Genomic DNA, 22,177 nt, shown 5'->3' with positions numbered 1-22,177 from the left:
ATGCCACCGATCACCAGGTCGAACCCGGTCTTCTCCAGCGCCTTAGCCAGGATCGCCGACGTGCCGATCACGTCCGAACCGTGGATGTCGTCGTCGTTCACGTGGACGGCCTTGTCCGCACCCATCGACAGCGCCTTGCGCAGCGCGTCCTTCGCGTCGTCCGGACCCACCGTCAGCACCGTCACCTCGGCACCGTCGTTCGCCTCGGCGATCCGCAGCGCCTGCTCGACGCCGTACTCGTCCAGCTCCGACAGGAGGCCGTCCACACCCTCCCGGTCGGTGGTGTGGTCGTCCGCGAAACGACGGTCACCCGTCGCGTCCGGCACGTACTTCACACAGACGACGATCCTCAAGCTCATGAGCGGTTTCTCCTGTCACGGGTGCACGGATGCACTGGATCCATGGCCTCAGGTCAGGCCGAGGGTACTGAGTGCCAAGTCCGGCCCGGCCGCGGCCCGCGCGCCGCAAGCGCCGCCTGGACCGGCATGCCGTGTCGGCTCTCTCCGACTGGCGTCAGAGGTTCCACCGAGAGAATACGGCACTCAGTACCCCTCGTAAAGGCACTCAGTACCCTACCCGGTGTCCGGCCGCCGGGCGCGGCGGCCGCAAGCGGACACAAGGTTTCCGCAAGCCCCCGCCAGGTCCCGTCAATGAATCCGCCAGCACGCCCGGGGAACATCGGCGACGGGCCTCGTCGACGGCCCCGACCTGCGGTCAAGGAGGGGGAAGGGAATGACCTTGGTGCACGGGGAACAGGACATCACGGCCACCCACGGGACGCACGGCAACACCGAGGGGACGACCGGGACGGACGACAGCACGCACGGCGGCACCGCCTGGAGCAACAACGGGCCGTGGGAGACGCTGCGGGACCGCAAGCGGGTGCTGGTCGTCGCCCAGACCGTGGTGTACGCCCAGCGGCTGCACGACTTCTACTCGCTGCTCGCCTCCGACCTGCGGATCCACGTGCAGTTCACGGTGGCTCCGCACATGTTCAACCGCGGCGCGGCGGAGGGCCTGCTCGCCCTCGGCGCCACCGTACTGCCCTGGGAGCAGGCCGTCCGGCGCGAGTTCGACCTCGTCCTGGCGGCCGGCTCGCAGGGCATGGAGCAGCTGCGCGGGCCGGTCGTCCGGCTCCCGCACGGGGCCGGCAACATCAAGCTGTCCCGGCGCGGCGGGCCGGACGGCGAACGGACGGCCATCGGGCTGCGCCCGGACTACCTGTACTGGGAGGGCAGGCTCGTCCCGACCTCCTTCGCGCTGGCCCACGCGGAGGAGCTGGACGAACTGAGCCGCAGCTGCCCGGAGGCCCTGCCGATCGCCGAGGTGGTCGGGGACCCGTGCTACGACCGGATCGCCGCCGCGCTGCCGCACCGGGAGCGCTACCGGGCGGCGCTGGGGCTCGGCCCGGAGGAGAAGCTCGTCCTGGTGTCCTCCACCTGGGGGGCCGGCTCGCTGTTCACGCGGCTGGACACCGTGCTGCCCCGACTGACCTCGGAGCTGCCCCGGCAGGGCTACCGCGCCGCGCTGCTCGCCCACCCGAACATCGCCGCCGCACACAGCCCCTGGCAGGTTCGGGCCTGGGCCACGGCCACCGCGCGCGGGGCCGTCTCGGTCGTCCCGCCGGAGGCGGACTGGCGCCCGCTGCTGGTCGCCGCGGACTACGTCATCGGCGACCACGGCTCCGTCACCCTGTACGGCGCGATGACCGGTGCCCCCGTACTGCTGGCGGAGTACCCACACCACAACGTCAACCCGCGTTCGCCGTCCGCCCAGCTCGCCCGGACGGCGCCCGCGCTCACCCCCGGGCACCCGCTCACCGAGCAACTCGCCTACGCCGACGAGCAGTACCGCCCGGAGGACTACGCGGCGATCGCCGCCCGGATCAGCTCCGAACCCGGCCGCTTCGACCGCAACGCCCGCCGGCTGCTCTACCGGGTGCTCGGGCTCGGCCAGCCCGCGCACAGCCCGGAGCCGGCGCCGCTGCCGCTGCCCGATCCGCTGGACGCGCCGCTGGCGCCCGGCTCACGGCGGGCCGGATGACCGCCGTCCTGCACACCGTGCGGCTCGCCCCGCTCGCCGAGCCGCCGTCCGGGGCGCCGTCGGCCGCCCTGTTCGCCGCCCGGGTGGACTCCCCGACCGGTGCCCGCCACGGGCTACTGGCCGCGGGGCCGCCCACCACGCCCCGCCGCGACCGGCCCGGCCCCGGCTTCGTGGACGAGCACCTGGTGCTCGACCTCACCGAACCGACCGGCCGGCGCCGGCGGCGGCAGGCCGACGTGCTGCACCTCGGGCTGCTCCCGGCGGCGGACTCCGGGGTCCGGCTCGCCGGGGCGCTGTCCGCGCACCCGGGCTGCGCGGTCGCCACCGCCGAACACCGCAGCGGAGCGGTGCTGCTGCTCGCCCGGACCGGGGCCCGGCTCCTCCTACGGCCGGCCCGCGGGCTGCACCACCCCGGCCCGCCCGCGCTGCCGCTGGCCCTCGGTTCGCTGGCGCACGCCTGGCTGGCCGCCGGGCGGGCGCTGACCGAACTCGACCGGTTCAGCTGGTTCGGCCCGTTCGACGGGTTCGGCCCGTTCGACGGGTTCGACCGGTTCGGCGCGGCCGCCTGCCGTGCCGGCGGGGTGGCGGTCGGCCGACTCAGACGTCCGGGCCGCCGGTACGGGGGGTGACCCCGGGACCGACCCCGTACGCGGCGAGGCGGTCGGCCAGTCTGGCCGCCTCGGCCGCGGCACCCACGTCCCGGTACCGGGCCAGGGACTGCTCGAACCGGGCCCGCGCCTCCTCCGGTCGGCCGCGCCGCTCCTCGACCTGGCCGGCGAACTCCAGTGTCCGCGCCTCCCAGTGCACCGACAGCCCGGCCCGGAAGCCCGCGAGGGCCGACGCCAGGCAGCCGTCGGCGAGGTCGTACGCGCCCAGCAGGCCGTGCGCCAGCCCGAGGAAGGCCGTCGCGCGGGCCGCCTCGTAGTCCTCCCCGATCGAGGACAGCTCCCGGCCGGCCCGCTCGACGGGCTCCACCGCCTCGGCCGCCCGGTCCGCCAGCAGCAGCACCTCGCCGTACGCCAGCCGGGCCAGCGCCGAACCGCGCAGGTAGTCCTGGGCCTCCCGGAGCCCCACCACCCGGTGCAGGCACTCGGCCGCCTCGGCCAGCCGGCCGGCCATCCGGTGGGTCTGGCTGAGCCCGTACAGCGCGTTCGCCTGGGCCAGCGGGTGGTCCAGCTCCCGGGCGAGCTCCAGGGCCTCGGTGAACCAGCGGGCCGCCTCCTCCCCCTCGCCCGCGTTGCGCAGGCCGTTCCCGCCGGAGGTGAGCATCCGCAGTTCGCCGCTGCGGTCACCGGCCGTCCGGGCGGCCCGCAGACCTATCCGGTGGGCCTCGCCCCACAACCGCGCCGGGCGCAGCCGCAGGAACAACGGCCACATGGCGTCGGCCAGTTGCCAGGCGGCGGCCGGCCGGTCCAGTTCCTCGCACCAGCGCAGCACGTCGGCGAGGCGGTCACGCTCCTGGTCGAGCCACCGCAGGGCCCGCACCTGGTCGGCGAACTCCCGGGCCGGGTGGCTGGGCAGGGTGAGGTGGTCGCGGGCGAGGGTGCGGTGGCTCGGCGTGACGACCGCCTCGGCGGCCGTGGCCGAGGCCAGGTACCAGTCGACGACCCGGTCCAGCGCGGCCCGGCCGGCCCCGGTGCCCCGGAGCTCCCGGCCCCGCGCCCGGGCGTGCAGGCGCACCAGGTCGTGGAAGCGGAAGCGCTCCGGTCCCCGTTCCTCCAGCAGGTGGACGTCGATCAGACCGTCCAGCAGCCGGTCCGCCGCGGGCAGGTCCACGTCCATCAGGACGGCGGCGTTCTCCAGCGTGAACTCGCCGAAGGGCAGCAGGCCCAGCAGCCCGTAGAGCCGGGCGGCGCCGCGCTCCAGCACGCCGTAGGAGGCGTCCAGCAGGTCCTGCACGGTCTCGCCCTCCGCGTTCAGTGCCGTCAGGCGGTCGGTGGAGCGCCCCAGGATCTCGGCGGTGGCCGCGAGCGACTGGGCCGGCCGCGCGGCGATCCGCGCCGCCGCCAGACAGATCGCCAACGGCAGGCCGGCGCAGGCGTCCACCACCTCGGCCGCGGCATCGCTCTCGTCCGCCACCCTGCGCCCGCCGACCCGCGCGGCGAGGATCTCGGTCGACGCCTCCGCGGCGAGCGGGGCCAGCGGGCGGAACACCGCCCCGTCCATCCCCAGCCCGGTGAGTCGGCGCCGACTGGTCACCACCACCACCGTGCCTTCCGCGCCCGGCAGCAGCGGCCGGACCTGCGCGGCCGTCGAGGCGTTGTCCAGCAGCACCGCGATCCGCCGTTCCGCCGCCAGCGAGCGCCACAGCGCGACGCCCTCCGCCAGGCTGCGGGGCACCGGCGAGATCCCGAAGGCCCGCAGGAACGCGCCGAGCGCCTCGGCCGGATCGGCGGGCCCGCCCGGGGCGTAGCCGCGCAGGTCCGCGTACAGCTGGCCGTCCGGGAAGCGCTCGGCCAGCCCGCGCAACCACTGGGCGGCGAGCGCGGTCTTGCCCACCCCGGCCGGGCCGGTCACCACGACGGTGGCCTCCGGTGCTCCGGTCTCCTCGTCCAACGACCGGTCCAGCGCGGCCAGATCGGCTTCCCGACCGACCAATCTCCGTGGTGACGGCGGGAGTTGGCGAGGCACAGGCAGCGGACGGGCGTGCAGGTGCAGCCCACCGTTGATCGTGCCGGCCTGCACCACCGAACCGCCGACGCCTCCGCCGCCGGTCAGCGAGTTGTGCACCACGCCGAAGGGCGGGTCGGCGTCCGTCACCGGCAACCACCGACCACGGCCGATCCTGCCACTGGCTCCCCCTGCCGTCGACGAATTGTCCGCGTGCTGTTAGCAGATGACTTGTCGTCAAGTCGAGGACATTCCCAAAGGAGCCTTGCCCGAACCCCGTCGTGGTATAGCCGACCGCCCCGAACGCGTGCCATGCTCACCCGCGACACGGCAAGCTGGTAGCCGACCGGCGGGGGACGTCAATGAAGTTCCATCTCCTGGGTTCAGTTGAACTGTCGGTGAACGGAGAGCCGTTGGCGCTCCACTCGGACAAACGGCGGCAGCTGCTGGCCGCGCTGGCCCTGGAGGTCGGAAGGCCGCTCTCCCACACCTCGCTCGCGTACCGACTGTGGGACGAGGAACCACCACCGAGCGCACTGACCAGCCTGTACAGCCACGTTTCCCACCTACGGGCACTGCTGAGACGGGCCGCTCGGACCGGCGGGACGCAAAACCCCGGGGAAGCGCCGACGATCGACACCCGATCGCACACGTACACCCTGCGGGCCGACCCCCAACTCATCGACTGGTGGCGATATCTGGACCTGGTCCAACAGGCCGGCCTGCTCGCCGAGAACGGGCAGGACCACCAGGCCAGAACGGTCCTCGGCCGCGCCGAGGAACTGTGGGGCGGCGAACCCCTGGCCGGCCTGCCCGGCACCTGGGCCCGCAACACCCGCGCCACCATGGCCGACCAGCGTTTCGCCACCACGCTGCAGCGCATCGAGATCGACCTGCGGATCGGCCGCCACCACGAACTCATCCCCGAGCTCACCGCCCTGCGCGAGGACCGCCCCACCGACGAACGCCTCGCCGGCCACCTGATGACCGCGCTCCACGCGGCCGGCCGCCAGGCCGACGCCCTGGCTGTCTATCCCGCCGTCGTCCGGCTACTCCGCGCCCGCCTCGCCGCCGAACCCGGCGAAGCCCTCACCCGGCTGCACCGGCGCATGCTCAACGGCGAACCCCTGCCCGGCACGCGCGGTCGGGTCGAACTCGCCCCGGCCGCCGTCCCCGCAGAGGCCGACGGCCCGGCACCCTCCGGCACGCCCGGCCGACACCGGCTGATCGGCCGACGGGACGACCTCAGGCGCGTGCTGCCCGACAGCGGACGCGGCCCGTCCGACGCCCGGGGAGGCGTCGTCACCGTCTCGGCGATCCTCGGCATGCCCGGAGTCGGCAAGACCACGCTCGCCCTGCACGCCGCCGACCTGATGCGCGAGCACTTCCCCGACGGCTACGTCTACCTCAACCTGCGCGCCCACGTCGGCAACCAGCCGCCGCTGACCCCCGAAGCCGCCGGCGCCCTGCTGCTGAGACGCCTCGGCGTGCCCGCCACGACCATCCCGCTCGACGCCGACGAGGTGTTCGCGCTCTGCGAGGAGGCCCTCTCCACCCGGCGCGCCGTCATCGTCCTCGACGACGCCTCCAACACCGCCCAGATCCGCCCCCTGCTGCCGCCCGCGCCGTCGGCCCTGATCATCGTCACCTCGCGCCAGCGGCTCGCCGAACTCCCCTGTGCCCGACCGGTGTTCCTGGACGTCCTGCCGGTGGACGACGCCGTCGCCCTGTTCACCACCGTGGTGGGCCCCGACCGTTCGGCCGACCGGGACCGCGTCGTCGAGATCGTCGACCGCTGCGGCCTCCTCCCGCTCGCCATCCAACTCGCCGCCAGCCGCCTCAAGGCCCGCCCCTCCTGGACCCTCGACCACCTCGCCCGACGCCTCTCCCGCAAGGGGCGGCTCGCCGAGATCCGCAGCGGCTCGGAGAGCATCGCCCGGGCCTTCGAGGTCTCCTACCAGTACCTCCCGTCCGGCCAGCGCTCGGCATTCCGGTTGCTCGGCCTCTACCCCGGCCCCGATTTCGGCGTGCACGCGGCGGCGGCCCTGCTGGGGCTGGCGATCGACGAAACGGACCGGGTGCTGGAGGCATTGCTCAACTGCCACCTGATTCAGGAGATCGCCCCGGAGCGGTACCAACTCCATGATCTTCTGCGAGAGTTCGCGGCAGCGCTGGGGGTGGAGGCGAAGCAACGGGAATCGGCGGTCGGCCGGCTACTCCACTTCTCCCTGCGCGCCGCCGACCGCGCCGACCGCCTGCTGTATCCACGTAGATCGAGAACTCAGCTTCCGACAGATCACCAATTCGATTATTTGGACGATTTGTTGGGAGATATCGAGATCAACTCTCCTGAGACGTCGAGAACCTGGCTGGAGACCGAGCACGCCGGGCTGATCGCGCTGACCACCCACGCCCACCGGGTCGGACTCGCCGAGACCGGCGCCTGGCTCGCGCACGTCCTGGCCGGACACCTGGACGCCGAGGCGTACTGGAGCGAGGCGCAGGACATGCATCGGGCGGCGGCGACGCACTGGCGGTCGCGGGCGAACGATCGGCAGGAGGCGCGGGCGCTGATCGACCTGGGGGCGACATTGGCGAACGCCTCCCGCTACGAGTCGGCCTCGGAGGCCCTCGACCGCGCACTGGCGCTCGCGCGCGGCATGGGCGATCCGGACGCGACGGCCGACGCACTCAGCCTGCTCGGGCGGCTCCGGTGGGACCAGAGCCGGATCCCCGAGTCGCTGGCGATCCAGAAAGAGGTGCTCGCCATTCGGGTGGAGCAGGGTGACCAACTGAATGTCGCCCGCTGCCTCGCCAACATCGGCATCCTGCACCGCTCGACGGGTGACACGGAGGCGGCACTCGCGTCCTACGACGAAGCCCTTCCCATCGCCCGGAAATTCAGTGACCGGGTCCTTGAATTCCGGATACTGAACAATCTCGGAGATCTCCATCTGAGCGCCGGGAGGAATGCGGCGGCGCGCGAGGTTTTCGAACGCCTTCTGAAAATCGGGGACGGTCTCATGCCACAACTGGAGCTTTCCGTGGCACGGACGAACCTGGCAGCCACCCTGACGATCCCCGACGAGCTCGAATACGCCCTCTCGCTCTTCCGATCGGCCTTGGCGACGTTTCGCGAGGTCGGCAGTGTCCGTTACGAGGCGGACAGTCTGAACGACCTCGGCGCGACCCTCTCTACCGTCGGCCGCCACGAGGAGGCACGGGACCAGCATGCCGCTGCCTTGCAGCTGGCGCGCTCCATCGGCGCAGCCCGCGAGGAGGCGGCCGCCCTGTGCGGGCTCGGCCGGTGCGAAGCGGCGCTCGGAGACCCGGCGTCCGCCACGGCGCACCTGCGCGCGGCCATTCATCTGGCCGAGCAGGTCGACAATGCGGAAGAGGCTGCGCGGGCCCGCTCGGCCCTTGCCGATCTCGAGTCAAAGCCTCCATTCAAGCACTGAACTCCGAGTCGCGTTTACCGCCGGGCACCAGCTCGACGCGGGCGATGGCGTCTGCTTAGTATCTGCCCAACTCGGCGATCATGCCGATCGGAACTTCAGCAGAAAGCCTCGAAGCGCGATGAACATGATCATGTCCATATTCATGATGCTCGCCGACTCCAGCTCGATGTGGTGCTAGGAGTCCAGAACGACGGCGGCCTCTCCCGTGTAAATGCTGAAGGTGAGCGACTCCTGGAGGTAGAGCCGCACGGATTCCGCATCGTGGGAGAGGTAGCCCACCGAGACGTCCTGGCCGAGGAAGAGTTCGAAGTCCCCTCCCCGGGCGGAGAGCAGGAACGCCCCCTCGATCGCGGGGGCCCAGATGATGTCGCCGTCCAGCAGCCGGGCCAGGTGGTTGTGGACGGGGTAGCCGTGGTCGCTGGTCTCGTTGACGGCGGTGAAGGCCTCGGCGCCCAGCAGGAGTGAGTACGGTCCGCCGACGCCCGCGAGGCGGAGGGCGGTGAGGGCGCGGCTCACGGCCTCCGGATACTCCCGCACGTCGGCCGGGAGCTGGACCGGCGGGTTGCTGGAGCCGGCCCGGATGCCCTCGATCGCGGCAGCCCGGTAGCCCTCGAAGACCGCGCGGTCCTCGGCGCGGGCGAGGGTGCGGGCGGCGTCCTTGACCGGTTGCCAGTCGGAGTCGCGGGAGCCGCGCTCGACGTCGTCGACGGCCTCCCGGCTGACGGTGAAGGGGATGCGCAGTTCGACCACCGGGCGGCTGGCGCGGGCGCGGGCCTGGACGCCGTCGAGGGGCGGTTCGATGCCGTGGAGGTGGCCGGTGCCGACGGCGGCGAGGGTGGTGCCCTCGGGACCGCTGAGGTCGACCACCCGGCGGCCGGCGATGTGGAGTTTGAAGGTCTGGCGGGCCTCCTCCTCGATCTCCTCCCAGGCGGCGGCGGAGACGGGGGCGAGTTCGCGGTGCAGGTTGTTCATGGCGCGCATCCTGTTCGAGGTCGGCTTCAGGAGGTCGGCTTGAGGCTGCCGATGCCGAGCGAGCCGTCCGAACGCGCCTCGGCGACGGCGGGCCCGGCAGGGAGGGCGGCAACGGCGGGCACGGCGGCGGCAGTGGCGGCGGCAGCCGGGGCGGCGGGCGGCGGCGAGTCGAGGAAGTCGGCGGTCGGGACGTAGAACAGCGAGCCGGTGACGGCGGTGGAGAAGTCGAGCAGCCGGTCGGTGGTGCCGGGCGGGTTGCCGATGAACATGTTGCGCAGCATCTCCTCGGTCACCCCGGGGTCGCGCGCGTAGCCGATGAAGTAGGTGCCGAACTCGCCGCCGCCCTCGAAGGAGCCGAAGGCCATGTTGTAGCGGACGATCTTCTGCTCCTCGCCGTCCGGACCGGTGATCACGGTGAGGGCCACGTGCGAGTCGGCGGGTTTGGCGTCGTCGTCCAGTTCGATGTCGGTGAGCTTGGTGCGGCCGACCGCCCCCTCCTGCTGTTCGACGCTCAGCCCGTTCCACTTGTCCAGGTCGTGGAGGTACTTCTGGACGATGACGTAGCTGCCGCCGGCGAAGTCCGGGTCCTCCGCCCCGACCAGGGTGGCGTCCGCGGCGGCTCGGCCCTCGGGGTTCTCGGTGCCGTCGACGAAGCCGAGCAGGTCCCGGTCGTCGAAGTAGCGGAAGCCGTGCACGGAGTCGACCACGGTGGCCGCCCCGGCGAGGCGGGTGGTGAGCTGGCCGGCCAGTTCGAAGCAGAGGTCCATCCGCTCGGCCCGCAGGTGCAGCAGCAGGTCGCCGGGGGTGGCCGGGGCGCGGTGGCGGGGGCCGGCCAGTTCCTGGAAGGGGTGGAGGTCGGCGGGCCGGGGGCCGTCGAAGAGGCGGTCCCAGAGCGCGGAGCCGATGCCGGTGACGCAGGTGAGGCCGCCGTCGGGGGCCCGGAAGCCGACGGAGCGGCGCAGTCCGGCGAGGTCGGGCAGCAGGTCGCGGACGGTGTCCTCGCCGCCGGGTTCGACGGTGAGGACCAGGAAGACGGCCGCGCCCGTCAGCGGGGAGAGCACGGCTTGCGGTTCGGGCTGCATGCCAACGATGACATCGCACAACGGACGCATCGGCACGGCCGGCATGCGGCCGAACGGCCCCGCCGACGGGGTCGGCGGCACCACCGGGGGCGCTGTCAGGGAGCCGTTCGGGTGACCGGGCCGGGCCGCGCTGCCCGAGCGCATGCGGAAGGGGCGGGTGCGTTCGCGGCGGTTCCCAGCGCTCGCGCACCCGCCCCTCGGACGTCGGGCCTCAGACCCGCAGCGCCGCCAGCTGCTCGGCGAACGGGACCACCTGCTCCGGCAGCGCAGGCTTCGCCACCGGGCCGCGCCCGGCCAGCAGGGCCGCCAGCTCGCCCGCCGCCCGGTCGATCCGGCCCGGCAGGCCGTCGGTCAGCGCGTCCCCGGCCGCGCCCCAGTCGTCGGTGGCGGCGTAGACCGCCGTCGGCAGCACCACCGCGCGCAGGTAGCTGAACAGCGGCCGTACGGCGTGCTCCAGGGCGAGCGAGTGCCGGGGCGTACCACCGGTGGCGGCGATCAGCACCGGCTTGCCGGTGAGCGCGTCGTGGTCGATCACGTCGAAGAAGGACTTGAACAGGCCGCTGTAGGAGGCGGTGAAGATCGGCGTCACCGCGATCACCGCGTCCGCCTCCGTCACGGTCCCGATCGCCTCGCGCAGCGCGGTGGCCGGGAAACCGGTGACGAAGTTGTTGGCGATGTCCACCGCGAGGTCACGCAGTTCGATCACCGTGACCTCGGCCTCCCGCCCGTCCTCACCGAGCCGGCGAACGGTCGCCTCGGCGAGCCGGTCGGCCAGCAGGCGCGTCGAGGACGGCTTGCTGAGCCCGGCGCTCACCACCGCCAGCTTGAACACGGTCACTTGGAGACCTCCTCCGTCTCACGCAGGTCACGGGTGCCACCGGTGACACCCGCGTCGCGGGTGTCACCGGCGTCGCGGGCCGCGACCAGCGCGGCGTGGGTCGGCCCCTCCGGCACCTCGGCCGGGCGGCCCTTGGCGAACTCCTCGCGCAGCACCGGCACGACCTCCTCGCCGAGCAGGTCCAGCTGCTCCAGCACGGTCTTCAGCGGCAGGCCGGCGTGGTCCATCAGGAACAGCTGGCGCTGGTAGTCGCCGAAGGTCTCGCGGAAGCCCAGGGTCTTCTCGATGACCTCCTGCGGGCTGCCCACGGTCAGCGGGGTCTGGTCGGTGAACTCCTCCAGCGAGGGCCCGTGTCCGTACACCGGCGCGTTGTCGAAGTACGGACGGAACTCGCGCACCGCGTCCTGGGAGTTCTTCCGCATGAACACCTGCCCGCCGAGGCCGACGATCGCCTGCTCGGGCGTGCCGTGGCCGTAGTGGGCGTACCGCTCGCGGTACAGGTCGATCAGCTTCTGGAAGTGCTCCTTGGGCCAGAAGATGTTGTTCGCGAAGAAGCCGTCGCCGTAGTAGGCGGCCTGCTCGGCGATCTCGGGGCTACGGATCGAGCCGTGCCAGACGAACGGCGGGACGTCGTCCAGCGGACGCGGGGTGGAGGTGAAGGACTGCAGCGGGGTGCGGAAGCGGCCCTTCCAGTCCACCACCTCCTCGCGCCACAGCTGGTGCAGCAGCGCGTAGTTCTCGATCGCGAGCGGGATGCCCTGGCGGATGTCCTTGCCGAACCACGGGTAGACCGGGCCGGTGTTGCCGCGGCCCATCATGAGGTCCACCCGGCCGTCGGCGAGGTGCTGGAGCATCGCGAAGTCCTCGGCGATCTTCACCGGGTCGTTGGTGGTGATCAGCGTGGTCGAGGTGGAGAGGATGAGGCGGTCGGTCTGCGCGGCTATGTAGCCGAGCATGGTCGTCGGGGAGGACGGGACGAACGGCGGGTTGTGGTGCTCGCCGGTCGCGAAGACGTCCAGGCCGACCTCCTCGGCCTTGCGGGCGATGGCCACCATCGCCTTGATCCGCTCGTGCTCGGTCGGGGTGCGGCCGGTGGTCGGGTCGGGGGTGACGTCGCCGACGCTGAAGATTCCGAACTGCATGCTGCTCACCACACTCCAGGAGTTCCCAGGTAGTCCAACTTTCAACTACCTTAGCACCCCGGTGCGGATCGTTATTCCGCCGGTTCCCGCCGACAATGGAAGGCGGGCCGACGGAAGGCCCACCACGAGGCGGGCGCACGGAAGCGTGCCCGCGGAAGGCGGCCCGTGGGCGGCCCCCGACGACGGCAGGGCCCTCCGGAAGGACGGCGAACCGATGGCGCCGTACATCGCGGTGAGCGCGCTGAGCCACGAAGGCCTGGTGCGGGAGCACAACGAGGACAGCCTCACGGTCGGCCCCTGGACCCTCTGCGCCACCGTGACCACCAACCCGCAGACCCTGCTCTTCCCGCTCGGCCCGCCCTGCGTGGTCGCGGTCGCCGACGGCCTCGGCGGCCACCCCGGCGGCGAGGTGGCCAGCGCCCTGGTCGCCCGCCGGCTCGCCGCCGCCGGGGGCGGCCTGGGCGACGAGGAGGCCCTCCGGGAGGAGTTGCAGGGGTGCAACCGAGCGGTCTACGCGGCTGCCGCCGGGGAACCGGAGCTGGCCGCGATGGGCACCACGGTCGCCGGGCTGGTGCTGCTGCCCGAGCAGGCGGTGGTCTTCAACGTCGGCGACAGCCGGGTCTACCGGGTCGCCGCGGACGGGCTGCAGCGGGTGAGCGTGGACGACAGCCCGCCGCTCCCACCCGGCCGCCGCACCACCTCGGTCGTCACCCAGACCCTCGGCGGCTCGCTCGGCCTCACCTTCGTCGAGCCGCACGTACGGGTCGCGCCACTGGCCGCCGGCGACCGCTACCTGGTGTGCAGCGACGGCCTCACCGACCCGGTGCCCGAGGAGGAGCTTTGCGGACTGCTCGCCCGCTCGTACGACACGTCCGAGCGGGCCGACGGGAAGACCGCCTTCGAGCTGTGGAAGGCGGCGATCGAGGCGGGCGGGCCGGACAACATCACCCTGGCGCTGGTCCGGATCGGCGAGTGACGCGCCACGGCCCGCCGTACGCGGATCGTCGCGGAAAGACGCACGGAGGCCGTGGTGACCAACCGTCACCACGGCCTCCCAGCAGGATGGTTGAGCCAATCGCCCACGGCGTTCGACTACTTGCGCAGCAGCAGGATCACCCCGGCCGTCGCCAGGCCGACCAGCACCGCGGCCGCGCCGTACGCCAGGCGGTGCGCCTTCAGCACCGGCAGGAAGCGGTCCACCGCGTAGCGGCCGGGGCCGGTCAGCGCGAGGGCGGCGGCGCCCGCCGTGAGCAGCAGCTCGTACTCGTTGCCCTTGGGGGCGAAGAAACCGCCGCCCCAGGTGACGGCGATCGCGTTGACCATCGTGCCGACGATCGCGGCACCGGCCAGCGGGGTCAACAGGCCGACGGCGAGGCCGAGTCCACCCAGGATCTCGGTGAGGCCGGCGACCACGGCCATGGCGTTGCCCGCCGGGTAGCCGCTCATGGTGAAGAACTGGCCGGTGCCGTCGATCCCGCCACCCCCGAACCAGCCGAACAGCTTCTGGCTGCCGTGTGCGGCCATGGTCAGGCCGAGCACCAGGCGCAGGAGCAGGAGTCCGGCGTCATAGGCGTGCGGGGAGGTGGTCGCGGGTCCGGAGCCGTTCCGGGCGGGGCTGGTGGGACTGGTGGCGGCGGTCGTGCTCGGGCTGCTGCTCGGCATGCGCGTCTCCATCGATCGGGGTCGGCCGTAGGGGTGCGTGTGGCGGTGCGGCCGGGCGGCATGTGGTGCGCCGCGACTGTTGTTCAAATTTGAACCGGCCGCTCCTTGACCGTACCTTGGAGTTCGAATTTGAACAACTGACGGCCCGTGAGCGACTCGCGCACCCCGCCGGAACCGGGGCAGGGTGGAGACATGGCTCAACGCAGGCAACACCAGCGGGCCACCCGGCCCGGCACGCCGTTCCCCGAGGCCCTCGCCGCCTTCGACGAGCGGGTCCGCCTGGTCACGCCCGGGCGGTGGGACTCCCCCACCCCGTGCGCCGACTGGTCCGTCCGCGACCTGGTCAACCACCTCACCGGCGAGCAGCTCTGGGTGCCCGAGCTGCTGATGGGCGCCACCATCGCCGAGGTCGGCAGCCGTTTCGACGGCGACGTGCTCGGCGACGACCCGGTCGCCGCCTGGACGGCGGCCGCCGAGGCCGCCCGCCAGGCCTGGGAGGTGCCCGGCGCCACCGAGCTCACCGTCCACCTCTCCTTCGGCGACGTCTCCGGGCAGTACTACCTGGACCAGCTCACCACCGACCTGGTCATCCACACCTGGGATCTCGCCCAGGGCATCGGGAAGCACACCCGGCTCCCGGACGACCTGGTGGACTTCGCCCTGGGCGAGTTCGCCGGCTACGGCGACCTCTCGGGCAGCGGGCTGTTCGACCCGCCGCTACCGGTGCCCGAGGACGCGGGCCCGCAGACCCGGCTGCTGGCCCTCACCGGGCGACGGGACGGCTAGCGGCCAGGACAGGCCCCGGCCCGGGCGGGTCGCGGGTTCCACTCGGCGGCGCCGGATACTGGACAGTACGGGGGCAGTCCTGATCCCGGACGAGAGGCGGTCACGCCATGAGCCGCAGGCCGGACATCCTCGGCGAGTTCACCGCCGACCACAAGGCGGTCACCGAACTGCTCGACCGGGCCGAGACGGCACCGGCCGGATCCGCCGAGCGCGCCGAGCTGGTGTCCCGGCTGACCGACCTGCTGTTCACCCACTGCGCCGCCGAGGAGGAGCACCTCTTCCCGGTCGTCCAGCACGACGTCCCCGAGGGCGGGGCCCTGGTCTTCCGCAGCATCCACGACCACCTGGCGATCGGGCAGTACCTCTCCGACATGCAGGGACTCGACCCGGCCGACCCGGCCTTCGACACCCTGCTGCGCGGCCTCGCCGACACCCTCCGGCAGCACCTGGAGGGCGAGGAGAAGGCGCTCTTCCCGGCCGCCCGCAAGGCCCTGCCCGCGGCGGCCCGTGCGGCGCTCGGCGACCGGCTCCGGGGGGAGCGGGAGGAACTCGGCGGCGGCCCGGAGTGACCCAGGTCCCCGGACGGCACTTCGGACGTCCCGGCGGTCGACTCGTCGGTCGACCTCGGGGCGGTTCAGCCCTCGGGGCTGCCCAGCCCTCGGGACTGCTCAGCCCTCGGACGGTTCAGCCCTTGGGGCTGATCACCGCGAACCGGGCACCCTCGCGGTCCCGCAGCCGGGCCACCCGCCCGTACGGGGTGTCGAAGGCCGGGCCGGTCACCGAACCGCCCAGCTCCAGGGCCCGGGCCAGCGCCCGGTCGGCGTCCTGGACGGCGAAGGAGATCTCCCAGTGCGGCGGCATGCCCGCCGGTCCGCCCGCCTGCTCCTTGGCCAGTGCCGCGACACTGTGCCCCTCCGCCCGCAGCACCACCCGGTCGTGCTCCCAGCGGACCTCGAAGCGCTCCGGGTCCCGGCCGTCCCAGCGGAACACCTCGCCGTAGAACAGCGCCGCCGCGAACGGGTCCGGGGTGCGCAGCTCGATCCAGACCGGCGCGCCCGGCAGGTCCAGCCTCCGGGCCCGGCCCAGCGGGCCCTCCCAGATGCCGAACACCGCCCCGACCGGATCCGCCGCGAAGGCCACCCGCCCGGCGTCGAAGGCCAGCGGGCCGACCGCCAGGGTCGCGCCGCGCTCGCGCACCGCGTCGGCGACGGCGTCGGCGTTCTCCGTCCCGAAGTAGCTGGTCCAGGCGAGCGGCACCGCCCCGGTTCCCGCGACCCCCAGCCCGGCCACCGCCTCCCCACCGGTCACCGCGTGCACGTAAGGGCCGAAGCGCTCCGGCCCGGGCTCGAAGTCCCAACCGAGCAGCGGGCCGTAGAACTCCTTTGCACCCTCCAGGTCCCGGGCCATCAGGCTCACCCAGCACGGAACGGCCGCCACGCAGCGCACCTTGGCGGTCGTCTCCTCGCTGCCCATCGCGAACCTCCTCGCCCACCCGGCCGCCGGGCCCCTCCCGACTCCCGCGACCCACCGGCCGCCCGGGACGCCCAGCCTAGGCCGACGGCTCTACCCGCCCGGGAAGACATGGCCGGGCTCAGCGCACCCAGTTCTTGAGCGGCTCGGTGTCGAGGGAGATGCCGACCGGGTCGGGAAGGCGGACGGTCCTGCCGAAGGGAAGGGTCTGGACGGTCTCGTAGCGGACGCCGTCGGGCTGGCTGTGCACGATGACCTCGGCGGAGTCCCGGTCGATCAGCAGGTGGACGGGGATTCCGGTCTCGGCGTAGGCCCGGGGCTTCTCGACGCGGTCGCGGCGGTCCGTGTCGGAATCGTAAGAGGTGACTTCGACAACCATCAGCACTCCGTCGGCGTCCGCCCACTCGCCCTGGCTGCCGAAGGTGCCACTGGGCGCGAGCGTGCCATCGGGGCGTGCTCGGCCACCACGATAAGTCTGGACTTTCAGCCCTTGGTCGCACAGCCACAGCTCAGGACGCAGCTGGATGCGGATCCGCAACGAGCACACCGGCGAGGGGCTACGGGGCGTCTGGCTTCTGACGATACCGACCACGTCCGACGATCGCCCGAATGAGATGCGGGTCACATCGTGGGTGGAAATTACGGGGACAGTTTCCCCGTTTCCGAGTACGTTGGTAGAAGCGGGGAGAACTTCCCCGGTATCCTGGAGGAGCAGTCGCCATGACCACCGTCGCCGCCGAGTCGGCCCGTTCCGCGGGGAGGGTGCGTACGCCGAAGCTGCGTGCGGACGCGAGCCGGAACCGGGAGCGGATCGTACTGGCGGCCCGGGACGCGTTCGTCGAGCACGGTGCGGACGTGCCGCTGGACGAGATCGCGAAGCGGGCGGGGGTCGGCAATGCCACGCTGTACCGGAACTTCCCGGACCGCGTGGCGTTGATCCGCGAGGTGGCACTGCTCGTCAAGAGCCGCACCCTGGCGCTCGCCGAGACGGCGACGGCGGAGGCTGAGGACCCTGACGGCGAGGGGCCGTTCGAAGCCCTGCAACGGTTCGTGCACGCGAACGTCGCAGAGAAGATCGGCGGCCTCTGCACCTTGTTCAGTAGCCACATCGACCCGTGCGACCCGGACCTGACCGAGGTCCGGGAGCGCCTGCGGTCCGCCGTGGGCGGGCTGATGGAGCGCGCCCGGGAAGCGGGCGAGATGCGGCCGGACGTCGACCACGGCGACCTGTTCATCGCGATGAGCCAGCTGACCCGACCGCTGCCGAACACCTCCTGCCGACTGCTCGACGAGTTCGTCCACCGGCACCTGCAGATCTTCCTTGACGGTCTGCGCACGCCCGTCCGTTCGGTCCTGCCCGGCCGGGCCGCGACCTTCGAGGACTTCCAGACCAAGAACTGACCGACCACCAGCACCGACCGCGCCGCTGACCGGCGCGCCTCCTCCGGACGCCTTCGCGCGCCCTTTGCACCCGTACGGCAACCTGCTGTTCCCGTACGGCAGTTGACCGTTCTCGCACGCCCACGCACCGTGAAATGGGTATCCCCATGTCTCAAACCGACGCCCGCCCGGCGACGCTTCCCGATCCGAGGCGCTGGAAGGCGCTGATCTTCATCGGCCTCGCCCAGCTGATGGTCGTCCTCGACGCCACCATCGTGAACATCGCCCTGCCGTCCGCCCAGCGGGACCTGGGCATATCCGACGGCAACCGCCAGTGGGTGATCACCGCCTACGCGCTGGCCTTCGGCGGTCTGCTGCTGTTCGGCGGCCGGATCGCGGACCTCTGGGGCCGCAAGCGGACCTTCATCGTCGGCCTGACCGGCTTCGCCCTCGCCTCCGCGCTCGGCGGCGCCGCGGTCAACACCGCGATGCTGCTCGGTTCCCGCGCGCTCCAGGGCGTCTTCGGCGCGCTGCTGGCGCCGGCCGCGCTGTCGCTGCTCGCGGTGACCTTCACCGAGGCCAAGGAGCGCGCCAAGGCGTTCGGCATCTACGGCGCGATCGCCGGTGGCGGCGGCGCCATCGGTCTGATCCTCGGCGGTTTCCTGACCGAGTACATGAACTGGCGCTGGACCTTCTTCGTCAACATCCCGTTCGCCGTCGTGGCCGCCACCGGCGCCGTCCTGGTGATCCGCGAGCCCGCCGAGGGCCGCAACCGCAACAAGCTGGACATCCCCGGCGTGGTGCTGGTGACCACCGGTCTGGTCTCCCTGGTCTACGGCTTCACCCGCGCCGAGTCCAGCGGCTGGACGGCCGGCAGCACCCTGGGGCTGTTCGCCGCGGCCGTCGTGCTGCTGACCGCCTTCGCCCTGGTGGAGCGCCGGGTCAAGGCCCCGCTGCTGCCGCTGCGCGTGGTGCTGAACCGCAACCGCGGCGGGGTGTACCTGTCGCTGGGCATGGCCGTGATCGGCATGTTCGGTCTGTTCCTCTTCCTGACCTACTACCTCCAGGTCGTGCGCGGCTACAGCCCCGTGCTGACCGGCGTGGCCTTCCTGCCGATGGTGGCGGGCATGATCACCGGCTCGACCCAGATCGGCGCCCGGCTGATGACCCGCGTCCCGGCGCGCTTCCTGATGGCGCCCGGCTTCCTGACCGCTTCGGTCGGCATGTTCCTGCTGACCCACATCGGCCTGGACACCTCGTACCCGGCGCTGATCCTGCCCGGCCTGATCCTGATGGGCCTCGGCATGGGCACCGCCTTCATGCCGGCCATGAGCCTCGCCACCCACGGCGTCCAGCCGCGGGACGCGGGCGTGGCGTCGGCCATGGTCAACACCTCGCAGCAGGTCGGCGGCGCCATCGGCACCGCGCTGCTGAACACCATCGCGGCCAGCGCCAACACCACCTGGCTGACCTCGCACGCCGCCGCCCTGCACACCGCCGCCACACCCGCGGCCGCCAAGGCCCTGCAGTTCCAGGGCATGGTGCACGGCTTCACCACCGCGATCTGGATCTCCTTCGGGATCCTGGTGGCGGCCGCCACGGTCGCCTTCACCTTCATCAACGCCGGCCACCCCGGCGCCACGGGTGCGGGCTCCGACTCGGGCACGGCGAAGGCCGACGAGGTGCCGGTGCTGGTGCACTGACCTCGCCGCCCCTCGGGGCACTGCCCGTCTCGATCACGTGGGTGCGTACGCGGCCCGTCCGGTGTCTTCCCGACACCGGGCGGGCCGCTCGCCGTTTCCGACCCGGAGCCGGCCCTGCCCGGCGCGGCCCGGGCCCGACCAGGCCCGGGCGACGCGGCCCGTGTCCGCCCGCCAACGGAACCCCGGGTAGAAGTGGGGAACACTCCCCGAATATGGTGTCCTCAGCGCGAATCGGGGACCTATCCCCGCTTCCTTCGGACTGAGGTGCGTGCACATGACCCGGAATCAGAACCCAGGGCGGGGGCGGCGGGCCGCCGACTGGGCGGACGGCCGGCTGGGGATCCACACCCTGGCCAGGGCCAACCTGCGGAAGATCTTCCCGGACCACTGGTCCTTCATGCTGGGCGAGATCTGCCTCTACACCTTCCTGATCATCATCCTGACCGGCGTCTGGCTGACCCTCTTCTTCAAGCCCAGCATGGGCGAGGTCGTCTACAGCGGCTCGTACGTCCCGCTCAAGGGCATCTCGATGTCCGAGGCCTACGCCTCCACCGTGGACATCAGCTTCGAGGTCCGCGGCGGCCTGCTGATCCGGCAGATCCACCACTGGGCGGCGATCGTCTTCGTCGCGGCGATGTTCGTGCACATGATGCGGGTGTTCTTCACCGGCGCCTTCCGCAAGCCGCGCGAGATCAACTGGGTCTTCGGCTTCCTGCTGCTGTTCCTCGGCATGCTGGACGGCTTCTTCGGCTACTCGCTCCCGGACGACCTGCTCTCCGGCACCGGCATCCGGTTCATCGAGGGCGTGGTGCTGGCCGTGCCACTGGTCGGCACGTACGTCCAGATGTTCCTGTTCGGCGGGGAGTTCCCCGGGCACGACATCATCCCGAGGTTCTTCACCATCCACGTGCTGCTGGTCCCCGGCATCATGCTCGGACTGCTGGTCGCCCACCTGATCCTCGTCTTCTACCACAAGCACACCCAGTGGGCCGGGCCCGGCAGGACCGAGAAGAACGTGGTCGGCATGCCGCTGATGCCGGTCTACATGGCCAAGGCCGGCGGGTTCTTCTTCCTGGTCTTCGGGATCGTGTCCCTGATGGCGGCGATCGCCACCGTCAACCCGATCTGGGCGTACGGCCCGTACCGTCCCGACCAGGTCTCCACCGACGCCCAGCCGGACTGGTACATGGGCTTCGCCGAAGGTCTGATCCGGGTGATGCCCGGCTGGGAGATCAGCCTGTGGGGGCACACCCTCAACCTCGGGGTGCTGATCCCCTTCGCCCTGTTCCCGGTGATCCTCGGCGCGATCGCGGTCTACCCGTTCATCGAGAGCTGGGTGACGAACGACGGGCGTGAGCACCACCTGCTCGACCGGCCGCGCAACGCGCCCGTCCGCACCGCCCTCGGCGCGGCCTGGATCAGCGTCTACCTGGTGATGCTCGCGGGCGGCGGCAACGACCTCATCGCCACCCACCTGCACCTGTCGCTCAACGCGATCACCTACGCGGTGCGGATCGGCTTCTTCGTCGTCCCGGTGGCCGTCTTCGTGGTGACCAAGCGGTGGTGCCTGGGCCTGCAACACCGGGACCGCGACAAGGTGCTGCACGGACGGGAGACCGGCATCGTCCGGCGGCTGCCGCACGGCGAGTTCACCGAGGTCCACGCCGGGCTCACGCCCGCCGAACTGCACCGGCTCACCGCCCACGAACAGCCCCGCCCCCTCGTACTGCCGCCCGCGGTGGACGAGAATGGAGTGGCCCGACCGACGGGTGTGCTCACCCGCACCCGGGTGCTGCTGTCCCGCGGATTCCACGGCGAACACGCCCAGGTCGCCAGGCCCACCGTCGAGGAGTACCGCGAGATCACCGAGGGCCACGGTCACCACTGACCCGCCCCCTGCGAGAGGGAGGAGATCATGCACGACCGAACCGACCAGCTCGCCGACAGCAAGTACCTCCTGCTGACCACCTTCGGCGACGACGGCAGCCGACAGGACTCGCAACTGTGGGTCGTGCCCGACGGCACGGCGCTCGGCGTCTGGACCCCCGCCCACTCCGGCGAGGCCGAACGGATCCGCCGCCACCCCCGGGTGCTGATCGGCCCCTGCGACGCCCACGGACGCCCCACCGGTCGGCAACTCCCGGCCCGGGCACGGCTCTGCGACCCCGACGCGACCGCGCGCTACCGCACCTCGCTGATCAACAAGTACGGCCTGACCGCGCTGATCGCGCTGGCCCGCAGCCGGTTCCGGGTGGGGCTGGCGGGGACGGTCGGGATTCGGATCACCCTGAACGAGCTGGAGCAGCGGCTGGTCGGGCCGGAGTGGCGGCCGCCGGCGACCTACTGCGTCAACTGACCTCTGCCACCGGGCGGCCGTCAACTGACCGCTCGCTGCCGCTGGGCGGCCCTCAACTGACCGCTGCCGCTGGGCGGTCGGCGCAGCAAGGCGTCACCCGCCCGCTCCCGTAGGGCGTTCCCGGCCCGCCGGGTGGCGGGGCCGGGGCGGGGCCCCGCCCCCCGGCGGTTCCCCGGGCTCGGTGGTGCGGGCGATCGGCGGTTTCAGGACACCTCATCCGGCGCCCGGGCCAGGTCCCCGGGCTCGCACGCCTCACGACCGGTCCCCACGTGCACCACCTTGACCGCCCGCTCGGGCCCACCGGGGACGACCTGCTGCTCGTGCCCGCAGCGCGGGCAGATCAGCGGGATGCGCCGGCGCTCCGGGTCCCGTCCGGCCTGGTCGCCGGCGGGTTGCGGGGCGGTCACGAGAGCGGATGGGTCGGGACCGGGCTGACCTCCTGGATCTCCCCGTGCGCCTTGGAGAGCAGCTGCGACGCGAGGTCGTTGAGCGCGCGGGCTCCCGCGATCTCCTCGCCGACCCGCAGCTGTTCCGGGTCCGAGGGGTGGCGGCTGCTGTAGCCGTGGGCGCGCAGCTCGCTCCCGTCGCCGAGCCGGAGCAGGGCGGCCGCGGTCGTCCGCGGGCCGACCTCGCGGAACTCCATCTCGATGTGCCAACCGACCAGAGTCTGCATGG

Annotated in this window: 20 protein-coding genes and 1 pseudogene; 10 read left to right on the top strand and 11 right to left on the bottom strand. The window is 72.3% G+C overall.

From position 1 onward, the window contains the following. Positions 1-359 (bottom strand): electron transfer flavoprotein subunit beta/FixA family protein (locus tag ACH4J0_RS23975; protein WP_396242572.1); only part of this gene is annotated, 359 nt, incomplete at its 3' end. 373 nt (positions 360-732) lie between these two features. Here ACH4J0_RS23975 and ACH4J0_RS23970 point away from each other — a divergent pair. Further along, positions 733-2,043 (top strand): hypothetical protein, encoded by a 1,311-nt coding sequence (locus ACH4J0_RS23970; RefSeq protein WP_396242571.1) that lies wholly within the window; start codon positions 733-735, stop codon positions 2,041-2,043. Beyond that, a complete protein-coding gene (locus tag ACH4J0_RS23965) occupies positions 2,040-2,672 on the top strand; it encodes a hypothetical protein (RefSeq protein ID WP_396242570.1) in 633 nt (210 codons plus the stop codon). Before ACH4J0_RS23970 ends, ACH4J0_RS23965 begins: the two co-directional genes overlap by 4 nt. On the opposite strand, the gene ACH4J0_RS23960 is transcribed toward ACH4J0_RS23965, so the two are convergent. Continuing rightward, entirely contained in the window at positions 2,641-4,803 is a 2,163-nt protein-coding gene (locus ACH4J0_RS23960) for an ATP-binding protein (protein WP_396242569.1), read from the bottom strand. The genes ACH4J0_RS23965 and ACH4J0_RS23960 overlap by 32 nt on opposite strands. 263 nt (positions 4,804-5,066) lie before the next feature. On the opposite strand from ACH4J0_RS23960, the gene ACH4J0_RS23955 reads away from it, so the two are divergent. After that, a complete protein-coding gene (locus ACH4J0_RS23955) occupies positions 5,067-8,111 on the top strand; it encodes a BTAD domain-containing putative transcriptional regulator (protein WP_396242568.1) in 3,045 nt (1,014 codons plus the stop codon). Positions 8,112-8,285: 174 nt separating this feature from the next. Here ACH4J0_RS23955 and ACH4J0_RS23950 read toward each other — a convergent pair whose 3' ends face one another. The 4 genes from ACH4J0_RS23950 to ACH4J0_RS23935 all read right to left on the bottom strand — a co-directional run bounded on the left by ACH4J0_RS23950 (position 8,286) and on the right by ACH4J0_RS23935 (position 12,145). Further along, positions 8,286-9,083: a family 1 encapsulin nanocompartment shell protein gene (locus ACH4J0_RS23950; RefSeq protein ID WP_396242567.1), complete on the bottom strand. Its 798-nt coding sequence runs from the start codon at positions 9,081-9,083 to the stop codon at positions 8,286-8,288. Positions 9,084-9,109: 26 nt separating this feature from the next. Beyond that, entirely contained in the window at positions 9,110-10,165 is a 1,056-nt protein-coding gene (locus ACH4J0_RS23945) for a Dyp-type peroxidase (protein ID WP_396242566.1), read from the bottom strand. A gap of 211 nt (positions 10,166-10,376) precedes the next feature. Further along, positions 10,377-11,003, bottom strand: coding sequence for an FMN reductase (locus ACH4J0_RS23940; protein WP_396242565.1), 627 nt, complete (start codon positions 11,001-11,003; stop codon positions 10,377-10,379). Further along, positions 11,000-12,145, bottom strand: coding sequence for an LLM class flavin-dependent oxidoreductase (locus ACH4J0_RS23935; RefSeq protein ID WP_396242564.1), 1,146 nt, complete (start codon positions 12,143-12,145; stop codon positions 11,000-11,002). Before ACH4J0_RS23935 ends, ACH4J0_RS23940 begins: the two co-directional genes overlap by 4 nt. 214 nt (positions 12,146-12,359) lie before the next feature. On the opposite strand from ACH4J0_RS23935, the gene ACH4J0_RS23930 reads away from it, so the two are divergent. Further along, entirely contained in the window at positions 12,360-13,121 is a 762-nt protein-coding gene (locus ACH4J0_RS23930) for a PP2C family protein-serine/threonine phosphatase (protein WP_396242563.1), read from the top strand. A gap of 116 nt (positions 13,122-13,237) precedes the next feature. On the opposite strand, the gene ACH4J0_RS23925 is transcribed toward ACH4J0_RS23930, so the two are convergent. Further along, the gene (locus ACH4J0_RS23925; RefSeq protein ID WP_396242562.1) at positions 13,238-13,807 is read right to left on the bottom strand and encodes a DoxX family protein; all 570 of its coding nucleotides are present in this window, start codon (positions 13,805-13,807) and stop codon (positions 13,238-13,240) included. Between the two features lie 192 nt (positions 13,808-13,999). Between ACH4J0_RS23925 and ACH4J0_RS23920 the strand changes: the two genes are divergently transcribed. Together ACH4J0_RS23920 and ACH4J0_RS23915 are read left to right on the top strand one after the other, a co-directional pair. Continuing rightward, positions 14,000-14,593: a TIGR03086 family metal-binding protein gene (locus ACH4J0_RS23920; RefSeq protein WP_396242561.1), complete on the top strand. Its 594-nt coding sequence runs from the start codon at positions 14,000-14,002 to the stop codon at positions 14,591-14,593. A gap of 107 nt (positions 14,594-14,700) precedes the next feature. Beyond that, positions 14,701-15,162 carry a hemerythrin domain-containing protein gene (locus tag ACH4J0_RS23915; protein ID WP_396242560.1) on the top strand — a complete coding sequence of 154 codons (462 nt, stop codon included), beginning with the start codon at positions 14,701-14,703 and terminating at the stop codon, positions 15,160-15,162. A gap of 115 nt (positions 15,163-15,277) precedes the next feature. On the opposite strand, the gene ACH4J0_RS23910 is transcribed toward ACH4J0_RS23915, so the two are convergent. Then, the gene (locus ACH4J0_RS23910; RefSeq protein ID WP_396242559.1) at positions 15,278-16,066 is read right to left on the bottom strand and encodes a VOC family protein; all 789 of its coding nucleotides are present in this window, start codon (positions 16,064-16,066) and stop codon (positions 15,278-15,280) included. Positions 16,067-16,184: 118 nt separating this feature from the next. Further along, positions 16,185-16,598: pseudogene (locus tag ACH4J0_RS23905) on the bottom strand (Uma2 family endonuclease); the annotation flags it as partial. Between the two features lie 185 nt (positions 16,599-16,783). Here ACH4J0_RS23905 and ACH4J0_RS23900 point away from each other — a divergent pair. The 4 genes from ACH4J0_RS23900 (at position 16,784) to ACH4J0_RS23885 (ending at position 21,502) form a co-directional block, all read left to right on the top strand. After that, complete coding sequence (locus ACH4J0_RS23900; protein ID WP_396242558.1) at positions 16,784-17,464, top strand: TetR/AcrR family transcriptional regulator; 681 nt, start codon at positions 16,784-16,786, stop codon at positions 17,462-17,464. A gap of 146 nt (positions 17,465-17,610) precedes the next feature. Continuing rightward, positions 17,611-19,146 carry an MFS transporter gene (locus tag ACH4J0_RS23895; RefSeq protein ID WP_396242557.1) on the top strand — a complete coding sequence of 512 codons (1,536 nt, stop codon included), beginning with the start codon at positions 17,611-17,613 and terminating at the stop codon, positions 19,144-19,146. Positions 19,147-19,420: 274 nt separating this feature from the next. Beyond that, positions 19,421-21,034, top strand: a complete 1,614-nt coding sequence (locus ACH4J0_RS23890) for a cytochrome bc complex cytochrome b subunit (protein WP_396242556.1) — start codon at positions 19,421-19,423, stop codon at positions 21,032-21,034. A gap of 27 nt (positions 21,035-21,061) precedes the next feature. After that, positions 21,062-21,502 carry a PPOX class F420-dependent oxidoreductase gene (locus tag ACH4J0_RS23885; RefSeq protein ID WP_396242555.1) on the top strand — a complete coding sequence of 147 codons (441 nt, stop codon included), beginning with the start codon at positions 21,062-21,064 and terminating at the stop codon, positions 21,500-21,502. Between the two features lie 203 nt (positions 21,503-21,705). Here ACH4J0_RS23885 and ACH4J0_RS23880 read toward each other — a convergent pair whose 3' ends face one another. Then, complete coding sequence (locus tag ACH4J0_RS23880) at positions 21,706-21,909, bottom strand: hypothetical protein (protein ID WP_396242554.1); 204 nt, start codon at positions 21,907-21,909, stop codon at positions 21,706-21,708. Beyond that, a complete protein-coding gene (locus ACH4J0_RS23875) occupies positions 21,906-22,175 on the bottom strand; it encodes a DUF1876 domain-containing protein (protein ID WP_396242553.1) in 270 nt (89 codons plus the stop codon). The genes ACH4J0_RS23880 and ACH4J0_RS23875 overlap by 4 nt, the downstream gene beginning before the upstream one ends. Positions 22,176-22,177: the final 2 nt, after the last annotated feature.

The sequence above is a fragment of the Kitasatospora sp. NPDC017646 genome (genome assembly GCF_044329365.1).
Taxonomy (GTDB): Bacteria; Actinomycetota; Actinomycetes; order Streptomycetales; family Streptomycetaceae; genus Kitasatospora.
The sequence above is the reverse complement of the archived record's forward strand: the minus strand, read 5'-3'. Positions and strand labels throughout refer to the sequence as shown.

Bases quoted from the DNA above. Each gene is read 5' to 3' on its own strand.
- ACH4J0_RS23970 (WP_396242571.1), top strand. From the start codon at position 733: ATGACCTTGGTGCACGGGGAACAGGACATCACGGCCACCCACGGGACG.
- ACH4J0_RS23890 (WP_396242556.1), top strand. From the start codon at position 19,421: ATGACCCGGAATCAGAACCCAGGGCGGGGGCGGCGGGCCGCCGACTGG.
- ACH4J0_RS23900 (WP_396242558.1), top strand. From the start codon at position 16,784: ATGACCACCGTCGCCGCCGAGTCGGCCCGTTCCGCGGGGAGGGTGCGT.
- ACH4J0_RS23895 (WP_396242557.1), top strand. From the start codon at position 17,611: ATGTCTCAAACCGACGCCCGCCCGGCGACGCTTCCCGATCCGAGGCGC.
- ACH4J0_RS23965 (WP_396242570.1), top strand. From the start codon at position 2,040: ATGACCGCCGTCCTGCACACCGTGCGGCTCGCCCCGCTCGCCGAGCCG.
- ACH4J0_RS23875 (WP_396242553.1), bottom strand. From the start codon at position 22,175: ATGCAGACTCTGGTCGGTTGGCACATCGAGATGGAGTTCCGCGAGGTC.
- ACH4J0_RS23935 (WP_396242564.1), bottom strand. From the start codon at position 12,145: ATGCAGTTCGGAATCTTCAGCGTCGGCGACGTCACCCCCGACCCGACC.
- ACH4J0_RS23945 (WP_396242566.1), bottom strand. From the start codon at position 10,165: ATGCAGCCCGAACCGCAAGCCGTGCTCTCCCCGCTGACGGGCGCGGCC.
- ACH4J0_RS23920 (WP_396242561.1), top strand. From the start codon at position 14,000: ATGGCTCAACGCAGGCAACACCAGCGGGCCACCCGGCCCGGCACGCCG.
- ACH4J0_RS23925 (WP_396242562.1), bottom strand. From the start codon at position 13,807: ATGCCGAGCAGCAGCCCGAGCACGACCGCCGCCACCAGTCCCACCAGC.
- ACH4J0_RS23885 (WP_396242555.1), top strand. From the start codon at position 21,062: ATGCACGACCGAACCGACCAGCTCGCCGACAGCAAGTACCTCCTGCTG.
- ACH4J0_RS23915 (WP_396242560.1), top strand. From the start codon at position 14,701: ATGAGCCGCAGGCCGGACATCCTCGGCGAGTTCACCGCCGACCACAAG.
- ACH4J0_RS23930 (WP_396242563.1), top strand. From the start codon at position 12,360: ATGGCGCCGTACATCGCGGTGAGCGCGCTGAGCCACGAAGGCCTGGTG.
- ACH4J0_RS23950 (WP_396242567.1), bottom strand. From the start codon at position 9,083: ATGAACAACCTGCACCGCGAACTCGCCCCCGTCTCCGCCGCCGCCTGG.
- ACH4J0_RS23910 (WP_396242559.1), bottom strand. From the start codon at position 16,066: ATGGGCAGCGAGGAGACGACCGCCAAGGTGCGCTGCGTGGCGGCCGTT.